The sequence below is a fragment of the Novosphingobium sp. SG754 genome (assembly GCF_013149315.1).
Taxonomy (GTDB): domain Bacteria; phylum Pseudomonadota; class Alphaproteobacteria; order Sphingomonadales; family Sphingomonadaceae; genus Novosphingobium; species Novosphingobium capsulatum.
Window position 1 is genome coordinate 1 of the sequence record NZ_JABGCC010000017.1, and the last position, 12979, is coordinate 12979.

Annotated in this window: 14 protein-coding genes; 5 read left to right on the forward strand and 9 right to left on the reverse strand. The window is 61.8% G+C overall.

The genetic code is table 11. The annotated features are described in order from the left end of the window. Nucleotides 1-239: 239 nt before the first annotated feature. Nucleotides 240-2384, reverse strand: a complete 2145-nt coding sequence (locus tag FHW97_RS21190) for a metallophosphoesterase (RefSeq protein WP_168353327.1) — start codon at nucleotides 2382-2384, stop codon at nucleotides 240-242. 100 nt (nucleotides 2385-2484) lie between these two features. Here FHW97_RS21190 and acpS point away from each other — a divergent pair, with 100 nt between their 5' ends. After that, nucleotides 2485-2880, forward strand: a complete 396-nt coding sequence (gene acpS / locus FHW97_RS21195; protein WP_253941925.1) for a holo-ACP synthase — start codon at nucleotides 2485-2487, stop codon at nucleotides 2878-2880. Here acpS and FHW97_RS21200 read toward each other — a convergent pair. Genes FHW97_RS21200 through FHW97_RS21225 form a run of 6 tightly spaced genes read right to left on the reverse strand, consistent with a single transcriptional unit; the run spans nucleotide 2843 to nucleotide 7348 of the window. Further along, nucleotides 2843-3745, reverse strand: a complete 903-nt coding sequence (locus tag FHW97_RS21200) for a nucleoside triphosphate pyrophosphohydrolase family protein (protein WP_168353329.1) — start codon at nucleotides 3743-3745, stop codon at nucleotides 2843-2845. The genes acpS and FHW97_RS21200 overlap by 38 nt on opposite strands. Before the next feature lie 15 nt (nucleotides 3746-3760). Beyond that, entirely contained in the window at nucleotides 3761-4933 is a 1173-nt protein-coding gene (locus FHW97_RS21205) for a nucleotide kinase domain-containing protein (protein ID WP_168353330.1), read from the reverse strand. Nucleotides 4934-4939: 6 nt separating this feature from the next. After that, complete coding sequence (locus FHW97_RS21210) at nucleotides 4940-5794, reverse strand: thymidylate synthase (protein WP_168353331.1); 855 nt, start codon at nucleotides 5792-5794, stop codon at nucleotides 4940-4942. Next, nucleotides 5787-6674, reverse strand: coding sequence for an ImmA/IrrE family metallo-endopeptidase (locus tag FHW97_RS21215; protein WP_168353332.1), 888 nt, complete (start codon nucleotides 6672-6674; stop codon nucleotides 5787-5789). Before FHW97_RS21215 ends, FHW97_RS21210 begins: the two co-directional genes overlap by 8 nt. Nucleotides 6675-6677: 3 nt before the next feature. Next, a complete protein-coding gene (locus FHW97_RS21220; protein ID WP_168353333.1) occupies nucleotides 6678-7037 on the reverse strand; it encodes a helix-turn-helix domain-containing protein in 360 nt (119 codons plus the stop codon). Then, entirely contained in the window at nucleotides 7034-7348 is a 315-nt protein-coding gene (locus tag FHW97_RS21225) for a hypothetical protein (RefSeq protein WP_168353334.1), read from the reverse strand. The genes FHW97_RS21220 and FHW97_RS21225 overlap by 4 nt, the downstream gene beginning before the upstream one ends. An 84-nt stretch (nucleotides 7349-7432) precedes the next feature. Here FHW97_RS21225 and FHW97_RS21230 point away from each other — a divergent pair, with 84 nt between their 5' ends. Beyond that, the gene (locus tag FHW97_RS21230; RefSeq protein ID WP_171799690.1) at nucleotides 7433-7957 is read left to right on the forward strand and encodes a methionyl-tRNA formyltransferase-like protein; all 525 of its coding nucleotides are present in this window, start codon (nucleotides 7433-7435) and stop codon (nucleotides 7955-7957) included. A gap of 328 nt (nucleotides 7958-8285) precedes the next feature. Here the strand turns inward: FHW97_RS21230 and FHW97_RS21235 are convergent, their stop codons facing one another. After that, nucleotides 8286-9002: a DUF6118 family protein gene (locus tag FHW97_RS21235; protein WP_168353336.1), complete on the reverse strand. Its 717-nt coding sequence runs from the start codon at nucleotides 9000-9002 to the stop codon at nucleotides 8286-8288. After that, nucleotides 8999-11971, reverse strand: a complete 2973-nt coding sequence (gene traA, locus FHW97_RS21240) for a Ti-type conjugative transfer relaxase TraA (RefSeq protein ID WP_168353337.1) — start codon at nucleotides 11969-11971, stop codon at nucleotides 8999-9001. The genes FHW97_RS21235 and traA overlap by 4 nt, the downstream gene beginning before the upstream one ends. A 182-nt stretch (nucleotides 11972-12153) precedes the next feature. On the opposite strand from traA, the gene FHW97_RS21245 reads away from it, so the two are divergent. From FHW97_RS21245 to FHW97_RS21255, 3 genes are all read left to right on the forward strand, one after another. Further along, nucleotides 12154-12486: a conjugal transfer protein TraD gene (locus tag FHW97_RS21245; RefSeq protein ID WP_168353338.1), complete on the forward strand. Its 333-nt coding sequence runs from the start codon at nucleotides 12154-12156 to the stop codon at nucleotides 12484-12486. Between the two features lie 16 nt (nucleotides 12487-12502). Beyond that, nucleotides 12503-12718, forward strand: a complete 216-nt coding sequence (locus FHW97_RS21250; protein WP_168353339.1) for a conjugal transfer protein TraD — start codon at nucleotides 12503-12505, stop codon at nucleotides 12716-12718. 76 nt (nucleotides 12719-12794) lie between these two features. Beyond that, nucleotides 12795-12962: a DUF6771 family protein gene (locus FHW97_RS21255; protein ID WP_168353340.1), complete on the forward strand. Its 168-nt coding sequence runs from the start codon at nucleotides 12795-12797 to the stop codon at nucleotides 12960-12962. Nucleotides 12963-12979 lie beyond the last annotated feature (17 nt).

Consider the following 12979-nt stretch of genomic DNA (forward strand, 5'->3'; position numbering starts at 1 on the left):
ACCAAAGCCCTTTTACCCATAGACCTGTGCGAGCCTCACCGCGGGTCGTACTTGTAAGACTTTCGTACGCCTGCCGGCGTCCGAAACCCTTCGACTTTGCTACCGTTCCCAAGTGATGTGCCAAACAGCAGCTTGTGTCACGGACCCAACATTCCTTGTTTGCCCGACCGCCTCGACATGACGCAACCGAGTCGATTGCTGACAGCCGGCTTTGGGACCACGGCAAACTAAATCTGCTTTCATCCAAGCAGTTTGAAACTGGTATTGCGTACCGTGGAGAGATAGCTTGCAGCACCCCAGCGCTCAAAGTCCTCGTACAACTGTGGAGTTGCGGAATACGAGCGGTTCGCATTGATCAGGCCATTGAGCGCGTCGAGAAGCACGGCCGCGTCACCTGACGCATCGCTGGCCTTGAGGTAGGAAGCGAGAGCCTGAAGGCCCTCTATTGCGATCGGAACACCGTCTGGATTGAACCGCTCCGTAGCTTCTTTCAAGTCGTCGAGGGTCTGAAACCACTCTCGTACGACCAGAGATCGCAAGGGCAGGTTGTCGCCTGCACCAAGCAGGGAGTTGGCTAGTACATAAAGCCGTTCAGGATACTGATCGAGCCAGCGATCTATTACCGGCATGGCAACTTGCGTCGGCGATTTTCCGCTGGACCGCGCTTCGGCTGTAATCGTTGTAATCCGACCGCACGTCATTCGACTGCCGCGTACGACCGATAACTGCAAAGCCCGTAGTTCCGCCACGTTGATTGGCCACCAGCGGGCGAACTCTTGCGCCCTATAGTAGCCGACGATGTCGATCGCAGCGCTCGCAGCGGTTTCTCGCTTTCGAAACTGCACGAGGCAGAACGAGGCGAATGCCTCGTCATCACCGTCAGGCTCGAAATCCTTTGCGGGGTCGATCAGCGTCGCAACTGCACGACTGCTCCCTTTCTTAGCCAGCATCTTACGGACGCGATCGATTTGGTCGATCCTGCCGGCAAATCGGCGCAGCCGGTTTCCATGGATGAAGGGAATACGCTGATCGAGCTGAGAGCGATCCATCTGCCACCAGCTAACAAGCTCATCAAGCCAGGTCTGCCGCTCCACCTCCGTCATCGACTCGGGAAGAGGATATGTGGCTGGCAGCAAGATTGCTCGATCCGCGTCAAGATCGAGGTGTGTTATCAGCGTCCCGCGCTTCGCCTCTCCAAGCGCAAGCTCGCACGCGCGATGGTATACGGTCTCAAAGTCCGTTCCTTGTATAACCACCGGGCCGTCGGGTCGGTGATCTAGCGACCATAAACGGAACTCTTGAGGATTACCGATCTTCAACTCGGTACCGCCGCGCAGAATTGAAACCGGCGCAGTCGCCAACCTTGGCGCGAAAGGCATGTCGTGAATCGTAACTAGGCGCGCCGCGTCGCTGCCCCGGTTATCGTCAAATGTTGCACCCGAGAGTACTAACGTTCTGTGCGGCTCCCCCCCTTCCTCGCTATAGATATGATCGAAGCTGGCAGCATGTTCGTGCTTGTGCCCATGCATCACCACATCGATCGCCCGTTCGCGCAGCGTTTGTCGCAGCAGAGCGAGGTTGGTGAAATCAGCGAAGGCCTTGACCTCTTCGCGAAGGCTCGGAGCCCGGAGGTGATGGTGCAACGCTGCTATGCGGATCTGGTGGCCTCCGGCGCTGGACGGCGTGTCGCCAACGATACGACGAAGCTCTTCGAGCTGGGCCTCGGATACGCGAGCCATGTCGAACTGCGCGAGGTCATCAAACTGCTTGCGCAGCGCGGCCGCCTTTTCTGCATCGCGCTTCGCCAGAAGAGTATGAACCTCATCCCAAATATCATTGAGCGGCGAGGGGAGAATGGAATTCACATGGGACCAGTTGGCGCTATTAATCGGATAAATCGCCCAGCGAGCGTCAGGACCAACGAGGCGGTGTATCCCTGGCGTCACGGTTCTTGTTTCGTCGATGCCGTCTAACCAGGGCGTGACACACCCTGCGGCTCGCCAGACATTGACGAATGCTTGGTAGCGATCTTCCGATCCCGGTTCAGTTCCTTTTGGAACATCATGATTGCCTGGGGTCGCAACAATGTTCTGCGGCGCGATGCCGACGGACGCGAAATGCTTGAGTAAGAGGTCAAGGAGAGCCTTGTGACCACCTTCATCGCCCTTGAGCGTGGCGTCGCCGGTAAAGATTATGGCATCGAGCACATCGCCATCGCGGCGAAGACGCTCGCTCAGCCGTTCAAACACGAGTTCAAGCGCGGCCTCGCGGGTAGTCTGCTCGATGCCGGGTATTTTTTCTTTAAAATCATCACGTTTCAGTGGAACGCCGGCCCCCGTTATATGGGTGTCAGTGATGTGCAGGAAGCGAATGGAATTTATCATTTTGCGACTATAACCAGCGGAATGAGGAAGCGACATCTCAACCTGCTTGTAGCCAAACTGTCAGCAACCTTATGATGTGCGACTGGAGTATCGCGCCTTGATGATTGCACACGGCGTCGATCTGGTCGACATCGCCCACACCGCGCGGTTGCTCGCCGATCCGACCGATCAGCTCCTGACCAGATGCTTCACGCTCCACGAACAGGAATCTGCCGGGACTGGCGCCGATCGCGCCGCGCGTCTGTCCGGGCGACTTGCCATAAAGGAGGCCGTCATGAAGGCGCTCGGCACGGGCTTCTCTGGCGGGGTCGGCTTCCTAAGCATTGAGGTCGTGACTTCGCCTTCCGGCGCTCCCACAATCGCCTTGCACGGCAAAGCGAAGACATGCGCCGAGGCCCTTGGCATCGTCTCCTGGCTGGTCAGCACCAGCCATGAAGGCGACATGGCTATGGCCAGCGTCATCGCTCTTGGAGATCAGAGCGCCCCAAATAGCTGATCGTGCGCGCGTCGAGATCGACTGCAATCTCGCCGCCGTTATTGGCGAGAACCTGTCGCCAGACCGCAAAGCCATCCAGGATCGCGCGCTCCCAATCGGCCGCGGTGGCGCTACCGACCTCAAGATGTGACGTCATGCTCTGGATCGTGCGCAACAACCTATAGTCGATCTCGGTGACGCCATCGAGAAAGCTATGCACGCGCGCATAATCGAAAGCCAAGGCGGACACCCCTTCCTCGATAATCCGGGCTCGGCCTCCGTCCTCTACTTCGTCGAGCAGCGGGCGGCTCTTGCGCTTGCGCTTCAGGAACGCCCGCAAGTTCGGCGACCAACCAAGGATCGCCGCATAGGCGAGGTGGAAAACATCATGAAAGCGATAGCCGTCGGGATCATAGGCATTGTCGCCAAGGAGCGCGCCGATCCCTTCGCCATTAATCGTCATCCGCACCTTCGGTCTCGGACCCGTCCCGGGCTCTTCGACCAGACGCACGATCATCTGGCGCGGCAATCGCTCCACATCCGGAAACTCGGCATCGTGCTGCGGCGCCTGCGCGCTCGTGGGCGCGAACCGCGCGCGCACCTTGTCCAGATTCTTCTCGGCGATCTGATCGAGGTCGAGACCGAACTTGCTCGCGACATTGGCGATATACCAAAGCAGGTCGCCAAGTTCTTCACCGACTCGCTCCTTGAACATGCGGTGCGCGGCACCATCGCGTAAGTGTTTCTTATATTCGCTCAGTAGCTGTCCGGTTTCGCCGGCTAGACCCAGCATCGGCACGATCAGCGCCGTCGCGGCTTCGTCGTCGCTTGTTCCCGGCACCTGGTCGGTCAGCAGCGCCTGCGATTGATAGGCTTTTAGATCCATGGCGATGCTCCCGGCCTAGACGCTTTCCTCTTGCGTATTCGCAGCGCCCGGCCGACTTGCCTCAAAGGCTTCGTTCGGCACCGCACCCGCGGCAATACGATCATTGATACCCCATTTGGGTGGATACCAGAATTCGATGGGCTGGGCCTGCGCCGCGAACTTCTGTTTGATCCGCGTGCGGCCGGTGAGACCCGTCGCTTCTGGATGCGCCACGCGGGCATATTTATCGACTTCGCAAAACAGGTTCTGGCAATCGATAAGCTGCAACGGCCGCCCCCAAAGCGACGGAAATTCGAGGCCGAGCCGCGCGCACTCTTGCTCCTGCCGATCAGCCATCAAGCGGATCAGTTCAGCGTCGCTCAATCCACCCGTGTCGGCGAAACATTTGCGCAGGCCATCGCGCGCGCCCGGTCCCGGGATCACGAAATCCATTTCGGAGAAGTTGGTGACTTCGCTGTAATTGACGTCGGTGACGAACTGATAGGCGAGAAAATCGCCAATCGTCGGATAGCTGCGCAGCAGCTCGAAGCCGCGTTGCATCGTGCGCGCCGATGCAAGCTTTTGCGGCAAGGACTGCGCCATCATCATCTCGAGGAGCTTGAGATGATTCTGATGCTTGGCCTTGTGGCCGAACGCAGAGCTACCTGGCGGCATAATGTAGGCCGCGGAATAAACCCGATGCCCCTCGGCCATCGCCTTGGACAGCACCTCGTCGTATCGATCGAACCGATAGTCCGCGAACAAGATCGAGCCGAGCGCTCCTTCGAGCTTTTCCCAAGTCTCGATCTTGTTGAACAGCTTGAACAGCAGGATGCGGAAAACCACCTCATCGATCGTGGCCGGAAGATCCTCCCGGTAGATCACATGGCGGATCAGATACTGGCTCACGCGGTCCGACGCCCGGTAGGCGTTGGTGAACTTGAAGACCGCCATGACCGGGTTATCGGTCCACGGCCATGGGCTGCCGAGGGCGCGGCGATAGAATATCCGCTGCCGTTCGGCCGCGAAGCGCCAATAGCTATCGTAGACAGCCGTTGTCTTGGCTGGCGCCAGATGGCTTGAAATGATCGTTGGCGCGGCCGGCGCAGTCGCGGCGGGATAGTCGAAGGCAAGGGTCTGCGGCGTCGCTGCGGGAATATTGGCAGGGCGGCCGCGTTTGCGACCGCTCGGGGTACCGGTCTTGGTCATGTCGGGTCAAGCCGGCTGCGCGGCGAGCTGAAGTGATGGCGATGGCCGCTGCGCCGCCGGAGCCGGCGGTGCCACACAGGCGCGGGCCGCCTCGATCAGCGGCTTCATGGCACTGTCGGTTTTGGTGATCCGCTCCAGCTTGGCCACACCGATCGTCACGTTGAGACGCGCTAGCGGAATGCCCATCTCATGCGCCATGAAGGCGGCGAGCTCGGCGAGGCCGAGATAGTTGCCGTATGCTTTGTCGAACAGCTGCTGCGTGGCGTAGAAGGCGTTCGCGACGAGACCAGCCTTGACCGGAATGAAGCTCACATGCTGGAGGCAAGGGAAGCCCAGCCGCGCCGTTCCATTGTGATCCCGTTCCGGATCGAAGGTGGTTGCCTGCAACATCGACCGGCGCACGCCGGAACGGCTCTCGTACTGACTCAAAATCCACTCCAACTGGTTGCCGTCGCAAGGGCCGCGGCCGTACATCATCAGCCGCTCGAAATAGAGGCCTCTACCGTTCAGCCGGGGGTTGGCTGCGCGATAGGCAGGAAACGCCATTCTGTAAAACTCGAACAGCTTGGCGCGGTCCCCTTGGGCCATAGTCCAGAGGCGCTGCGGGAAGATCGTATAGGCGACGTTCTCCACATCGCGGTACTTCTTCGCTTTGAGCAAATTGTCGAGCGCTGTGCGGACTTTCAGGTCTTCGGGTATATCATAACCCTGGTCAAAGCCTTCAATCGTCAGAACAAGCGGCGCAATTTCTTTGCCCGGATGGCTCATGATGTGAAGCAGGGTCCGGGCATAAGCTTCGGACACACTCTTGGCCGCGATCATTAGCGGTTCCGGGTTCGCCGGTCCGGATGCCTTACTCATCTGCATCATCCTCCAAATGGCGGAATTCGGCGCGGCCGACATAGGCTGTGCGCGCAATGCGCCCGAAAGCGGCCCAGTCCGTTCCCGGGCGATCGATGCGGACCAGCCCGGGGCGCTTGGCCTCGAACAGGCGCCCGCCTTCCAGATCGGCAACCGGAGCAACCGCATCGCCGTGCGCGACGGTGCCGGACGGGAGGAGCAGCAGATGTCCGACCTCTGCATCGATCGCATGGCCGCCCCATGCCTCGTCGGCGACGATGAGCGGGTTCGGCGTCAGCGAACCAAGGATGTGCGCGCGCAGCGTGCGCGGCGTGAATTTGCGCAGTTCATCCGCGCGTGCGCGGCTGATCATTGCCTCGCCCCACAGCAGGTGCGTCACAAGCGTCGAGTAGCCGACCCCGAACAAGCAGGCGATGCGGTAGATATCGATCGGCGTCGCGATTTCCGGCTTCAGACCGCGAACGGCGAACGCATTGCGCAGGCCCAGCGTCGGCATCAGCACATAGGCCGCGAACGTGTCGGCGCTATATTCCTCGGGCACATCCCACGGGCGCACCAACTGGTTCTCACGCAGCTCATCGATTGACGAGCCATGTCCGAGGAGATGGTGGCCCAGCTCATGCGCGCAATTATAGGCGCGGCGGGGCAACGGGCGCTTGCTAGAAAGATGGATCCGCGGCGGCGAGCCGCGCTGATACATCCCTTCCATGTTGATATCGTTGAAGGTCACGCGAACCCCGTGCGCCTCTGCAACCGAATAGATGCAGACCGGGCTGATCAGGTCCTTGCCGGCCTTCAGCCGCGCATTGATCGCTGCCTTCATGGCCTTATCTGCCAAGGCGCGGCGGTTGTGCATCATCGTCTTGGCAAGCGCTTTCATGGGTTAGGCTCCTTTCTCGTCATCGTCGGACTTCATCGCGGCGATGAGCTTCAGGAGGCGGTCGAGGTCATCGGGCTTGAGTTTGCTGAGCTCGCGAGCAGCGAGCTGCAGCTTGGGATCGTCGGTCGCGGCGCGTTCGGGCGCATCGCCCAGCAGCCAGGACAATTTGGTGTCGTAGAGGTCAGCGAGCTTGGCGAGTTCGTCAGCCGTAATCCGGCGATTGCCAGCTTCCATTTCCGAAATGGTCGGACGGTGCATGTTCATTAGTTTAGCGACCTGCCCTTGTGAGAGGCCAGCCGCCTCGCGCGCAGCGCGGAGGCGTGTCGGGATCGTCGCAGTCTTGTCGGGTGAGGCGTCGGTCATTCCGCACCGACCTCTTCGGCTTCTTGCGTCTCCTGTTCTTCCAGGATCTTGAGGACGAGCGCGACGGTCTGGTTGATTGCGAGCGGTGCTTTCGTATCCTCATCGACAAAGATATTGGCTTCGCACGGGATCGATTTCCCGAGCGCGATGCCTAGCATCCCCGCAGCGACCGGCCACACCTTGCTAGTGAATTTCGGCAGAGCCTCGGCGGGCTTCGTACCGCCATCGATCTCAGGGCATTCTTCCCCGCTTAGGGACTGCACGGTCTGCAGCACCTCGATCAATTTGGTTTTGATGACATTTACGTCCATCGCGACTCTCCATCGTTACAGGTGGTAAGATATGCTTACGGGCGGTAAGGATGTCAAGGCCTGTCCGACCTACCGAGTTATGCTATGAACCTGCACATGGAAGAGCTTACATCCATCCTAGAGCAGGCGACTGCAGGTGTCGGCTCCGACTACTTCTATTTGAACCTCGACGGTGGCGATCCAGTCTATCGCGAGCGTGTCTACTGCTACGAGTTGTATCACCAAATGCGCCTGCGCTGGCCGGCGCAAACACCGTTCTATCTTAATGGCGAGGTCGATAAGGCTAGGCATCCGAAGATGATCGAGCTGCGTGATCGGTTTCCCAAGCCCGATCTCCTCGTGCATAAACCCGGCTATATGGCGGGCAACTTTGCGGTGATAGAGGTCAAATGCGAACGCGCCAGCATGGCCGGCATCGCTAAGGATCTCGAGACGCTGTCATTCTTCGTCAACGAGTTCGGCTATCAACGCGCGATCTACCTCATCTATGGCGACGCGGCGATGGCGACCCTAAAGCAAGTCCAGGAAGTCGCTCAGAACATGGGAGATCCCGGCCCAATTGAATATTGGGCGCACGTAGCGCCCGACACGGCGGCGGCTCCCATATAAACCAGGCTTCAATCGCTCGCTTCCGGCTGAGTACCAACTCATCCGATCTACCTGCGCGTCGGAACCAGATAATCAAACGGCATATTCCAGGATTTGCTATTGCTCCGCTAATCCGTCGAACTTGGGGCGCAGAACAAATCCTTCCCTCGTGATTGAATGGCCGCTCTCACAAAAAGCAGACATTCGCGTCCACCATGGCGAACGATCAAGTTTGGGTCGTAAAGCTGCCCTCGACGTCAGCGCATCTGAATGGCCGCTATCCTGTTTTCGCGGTCCTGAAGCGGACTTACCAGACTGTCCGCCATCCCAGACGAAACCAGACCCGCCCCTACCTTTGCGGTCCGCCCACCAAGATCGAGCAGTTCACGCCCTTTCCGGCCTTCGCTGCACGCTGCTGGCAGGCCTCCAGCGCCTTAACGTTGCTCGCCCAAACACTGGCAGCTTCCCGCAACGCCTGCCACCGCTGCGGATCGGACACCTGCAGCATGCGCTCCCCAGTCGCCCAGCCATCCCGCTGGAGCAGGCTGGCCGCACGCTCCTCTGGCCAATGCCAGCCTTCTGGCACCGCCCGGTCAACGACGTCCGGAACAACCCAACCCAACAAGAAGCCCGTTACCACTCCGATGGCCGCTGCGACACCCAGCCAGCGCAGTTGCTGAAGCCCCCTCAGGATGGATTGCACGATGTCGTTGATCGTGAGGACGGTGCGATCCAGGTCAATCCGCGCAGCGCCGAAGTGCTGTCGTTCAACCTCACTGGCCCTGGCCGTGGCATGGTAGATCTGGCCGGCAATGGCCTCGGGCGTCAGCTGCAGCGCGGGACTGCTGGCCAGCGTCTCGAGCGCGGCCGCCGCATCGTCCTGGCAGGCATGGATGCGGGCCAGGTCTTCGGTGTAGTCCCGGCTATGCAGTTCCTGCTGCCGGGCCGCAAAGCCTTCGACAGCGGCAACGAGGGCAGCAAGCTTGTGGGTCATGGCCTCGAACGCCACTTCCGGACGGTCGAGGTCGGCCTGGGCGTTTGCGCGGTTGGCGGAATTGTTGGTCATAGTCCCATCCCCCGGTCACGCCCACGCTCAAGCGAGTGGGTCAGTTGCTGGGCGATCGACCTGGTCCTCGCGGCATCGCCGATGTCATGGCCACTGACGCCCGGCGACCATTCCCGCGACCACTGTTTGCCGATCAGCTGGTTCCCCCGCTTGCTGAGGGCATTGCCCAGTTCGTGGTCCTTCTCCAGGCCCTTGGCCATGGCGCGCATCTGGCCTTCCACCTGCTGGCGCGCCTCGCGGTTGTTGCTGCCGGTGAGACTGCCACGCTGGGCCTGGAGTTGCTGCCAGGACTGGACGAAGCGATCGGCGCGCAGTTCGGGATTGTCACGGATCTCGGCTTCGAGCTGCATGGCGCGAACGGCACTGCCGGTGCGGCCGGTGGAGGCCTCGGCCATGAGGCTGGGATTGCGCTGGAAGGCGGTGTCGAGATCGCGCGCGCTACCGCCGGGCAGTGCATCGAGCGCCTGGGCGGCGCGGGCCTGCGCGGTCTTCTGGTATTCGAGCGCGGGGAGCTGCTGTCTGGTCATGCGGTCGATCTCCGCCGTGGCGCGGGCATAGCGCTCGACTGCTTGGTCGAGGCTGGGCTTGGCATCGATCTGCTGCGCGGCTGCCAAGGCCGGCTTCGTTGGATCGCGCTGTGCCTGCTGGTCCTGGACCGGCGGCCTGGCAAAGCTGGGCACGCTGAGCCGCAACCCGGCAAAGCGACCCTGCCTGCGCTCGGGTTGTTCTGCGCTGGCTGGGGGCTGTAGCGCCGGCTCGGCTTTGCGTTCCTGCTCCTTGCCGGCGTAGTCGCGCGCCATATCCTTGGACCGATCGCGCGACATCCGCGCGGCCAGCCGATCGCGGTCGGCAAAGTCGGTCCTGGCGTAATGCAGCTCGACATGATCACGATGCCGCGAGAGCGCGACATAGGCGCCATGGCGATCCAGCCCTGGCGTGGCCAGAACATGGACACGGTCGAGCGTCGCTCCTTGCGCCTTGTGCACCGTGGCAGCGTAGCCATGGGTGAGGTCGGCATAGTCCTTGTGGTCGAACGCCACGGCGCGGCCATCGTCGAGCCGCACCGCCATGCCGGTGCGATCAACCCGCTCGATGGTGCCCAGCATGCCATTCTTCACACCCAGTTCGCGTTCGTTGCGCAGGAACATGATGCGGTCCTGCTCGGCAAACAAGCGCATGCCACGGGTGGTCTCGACCGCGACATCGGCACCCAGCGTGCCATGATCGCGCAGACGATCCCGGGCCTGCGCATTCAGTTCATCGCATTCTGCATTGGTATGGGTGAGAATAAGCCGGCTGGCCTCGGGATGGGCCTGCCGATCGGCATCCCAGCGCTCGATCAGCGCATCGCGCGCCGATTCGCGGGTGCGTGATTCGACCACCAGCCCGGCCGCGTTATAGGCTTCGATGGCCTCGCCCGTCCGGCCGGTGGCGAGCTGCCGCGTGGCATCGCGCTGCCATTCCTCGGCCTGCCGGCGCACCTCGGTGATTTCCACCGCGCCATGCCGCTCGGCCATGCTGCGGAAGGCGGCGCCGGCTTCGATCGCCTGGAGCTGCTGCGGATCGCCAACCAGCACGACCTTGGCGCCTTGCTTCTCTGCCTCGCTGACCACGCGTTCCATCTGGCGCGTGCCGATCATGCCGGCTTCGTCGATCACCAGGATAGAATTGGGCCTCAGCGTTTCGCGGCCCTGCGCCCACTGGTGCTCGAGACTGGCAATGGTGCGCGAGGCAATGCCCGAGCCGTTTTCCAGGTTCTCGGCGGCAATACCGGACAGCGCAATGCCGCGCACATCGTAGCCGGCTTTCTCCCAAGCCTCGCGCGCAACGCCCAGCATCGCGCTTTTGCCGGTCCCGGCATAGCCGATGACGCTGGCAATACCGCTAGCGCCGGTGACATGCGCGAGCGCATGGCGCTGTTCGACCGACAGCATCAGGCCACGCGCCTCAGCGCGGTTCAGCGCCGCCGCCAGATGACGCGCCGGCACGCCATGATAGCGCTCCGCGTCGAGCCTGGCCGTGGCCTTCTCGAGCCGCTGTTCGGTCTCGAGCATGGCGCGCGAGGTAAAGCGCTCCTCGCCGCGTCCGTCAGGACCCAAGCGCACCAGATCGGGCGAGCCCCGCACCGCCGCCAGCACGGCGTCGAACTGGTCTTTCCCCTCGCTGTGCCGGTGCACGAACGTGGCGAGGTCGCGGCTGGTAAATGTCGCCTGCTGGTGCGTGATGGCATCGAGCGCGATGCCGGGGTTTTCGAGGATCTTCTCGCCATTGCTCCTGGCAATGGCAAAATGCTCTTCCAGCCGCTCGCGCACCAGACCTTCCTGTGCCATGCGCGCGGCGGCCGGGCCAATCTTGTTCTGCGGCTCAAGATCGATGCCCTGCGCCTCCAGGCTCCGGTGATCGATCCGCGCGTCGATATCGAGCTGCGCCAGCCGTTCGTTGACATGCTCGGCCCAGGCTTCGCGCCAGTGGGTCAAGAGCTCGGTCTTGTTCCACTCGCGCACCTTGGCGCCGAAGCCATCCGATCCAACTTCGCGCATCCCCAACATCACATGGGCATGAGGCTTGGCGAGGCCGTCTGCCCCCACGTCCCAATGGACATTGAGATCGGCCACCATGCCCCGGTCGACGAACTCCTTCTGCACAAAGTCCCGCGCCAAGGCGATGCCATCGGCCTGGCTCATCTCACGCGGAATGGCGAACTCGATCTCGCGGGCGAGTTGTGCGTCCTTGCGCACTTCCACCGCTTCGACGTCGTTCCACAGTTTTCCCCGGTCGCGCCATTCTTCCGGCGCGCCTTCGGGCAGCATGACTTCGCTGTGCACGACGCCGGTCTTGTTGGAGAAATCATGGTGCCGATCGAGCCGTTCGTCATAGAGCCGATCGGCCGAGCGATAGGCCGCGGCGGCCACGGCGCTCGAGCCGCCACCGCGCGAAACAACTTTGGCCGAGAAGTGGTAGATCGCCATGGCGACACACCAGATACGCCTAAAAGCGCACGTCGGCACGACGTATAAGCGCGCCCTCAAAAGATTTCATCAATTTCGGGACGGCGGAATCCCATGAGGTTTCAGGGAATTGGCATTGATCGTCAAGGCCGATAACTGGAAGGCCTCGCGGCGCAACAGACCGCCGTCACAGGACACCAAACATGCGCAAGCCCCGCAACTATGACGAGGACCTCAAGGCGCTTACCGCCAAAGCGAAGCAACTCAAGGCGCGCAAGCAGAGCCAGCTGGGCGAACTGGTCGAAGCCACCGGCGCCAACGCAATGCCCATTGAGGAGCTGGCCGGCGCGCTGCTGTCGATTGCCGTCATCACCGATCCGCAACGACGGGAGGTATGGCGCAAACGCGGCGCCGCGTTCTTTTCTGGTGAGCGGGCCGAACAGCCGTCTGGCCAACACGCTGGCGACAACGCGCAACCAGCAGCGCCGCACGACCAGCGCTCGCCATCGCCTGGCGCTGCAACAGGCGCGCCATGACACGCGGGCTTGGCAGGTGAAGCGGCGCGAGCGCACGCGGCAGTTAATCGAGCTGGGTGGGCTGATTGCCAAGGCTGGCATTGTCGAACTGACCGATGACGATCGCGCCGTCATCCTGGGGCTGCTGGTCGAGGCAGCGGCGAAGCTGCGAACTGACGAGACCGGTAATCAGCTCATGCTGTGGCGGCGGCGGGGACAGCGAGCTTTTGCCGATGCCGACGCCAAGGATTGAGCAGCCGGCAACGCGCGTTCCACCACCCGTCGCCAGCACGTCGCCCCACGCCAGCCGCGTCGCCATAGGGACATGCATGGACGACAAGAGCAAGACCCGCATTCTCAGCGTCATCGAACGGGCGCCGCAGTGGCTTCACAACGATCTGGCCGCCAAGGATCCGGCGGCACGCGCCCGCGCAGAAGAGTCGCTGGCGGCGATGCTGGTCGATGCGATCGACGAGGGCCACAAGGCAGCCGGTTGACGGCCAGCGACAATACC

Excerpts from the sequence above, each read along its gene's own strand:
- FHW97_RS21190 (WP_168353327.1), bottom strand. The coding sequence starts at position 2,384 with ATGATAAATTCCATTCGCTTCCTGCACATCACTGACACCCATATAACG.
- acpS (WP_253941925.1), top strand. The coding sequence starts at position 2,485 with ATGATTGCACACGGCGTCGATCTGGTCGACATCGCCCACACCGCGCGG.
- FHW97_RS21200 (WP_168353329.1), bottom strand. The coding sequence starts at position 3,745 with ATGGATCTAAAAGCCTATCAATCGCAGGCGCTGCTGACCGACCAGGTG.
- FHW97_RS21205 (WP_168353330.1), bottom strand. The coding sequence starts at position 4,933 with ATGACCAAGACCGGTACCCCGAGCGGTCGCAAACGCGGCCGCCCTGCC.
- FHW97_RS21210 (WP_168353331.1), bottom strand. The coding sequence starts at position 5,794 with ATGAGTAAGGCATCCGGACCGGCGAACCCGGAACCGCTAATGATCGCG.
- FHW97_RS21215 (WP_168353332.1), bottom strand. The coding sequence starts at position 6,674 with ATGAAAGCGCTTGCCAAGACGATGATGCACAACCGCCGCGCCTTGGCA.
- FHW97_RS21220 (WP_168353333.1), bottom strand. The coding sequence starts at position 7,037 with ATGACCGACGCCTCACCCGACAAGACTGCGACGATCCCGACACGCCTC.
- FHW97_RS21225 (WP_168353334.1), bottom strand. The coding sequence starts at position 7,348 with ATGGACGTAAATGTCATCAAAACCAAATTGATCGAGGTGCTGCAGACC.
- FHW97_RS21230 (WP_171799690.1), top strand. The coding sequence starts at position 7,433 with ATGAACCTGCACATGGAAGAGCTTACATCCATCCTAGAGCAGGCGACT.
- FHW97_RS21235 (WP_168353336.1), bottom strand. The coding sequence starts at position 9,002 with ATGACCAACAATTCCGCCAACCGCGCAAACGCCCAGGCCGACCTCGAC.
- traA (WP_168353337.1), bottom strand. The coding sequence starts at position 11,971 with ATGGCGATCTACCACTTCTCGGCCAAAGTTGTTTCGCGCGGTGGCGGC.
- FHW97_RS21245 (WP_168353338.1), top strand. The coding sequence starts at position 12,154 with ATGCGCAAGCCCCGCAACTATGACGAGGACCTCAAGGCGCTTACCGCC.
- FHW97_RS21255 (WP_168353340.1), top strand. The coding sequence starts at position 12,795 with ATGGACGACAAGAGCAAGACCCGCATTCTCAGCGTCATCGAACGGGCG.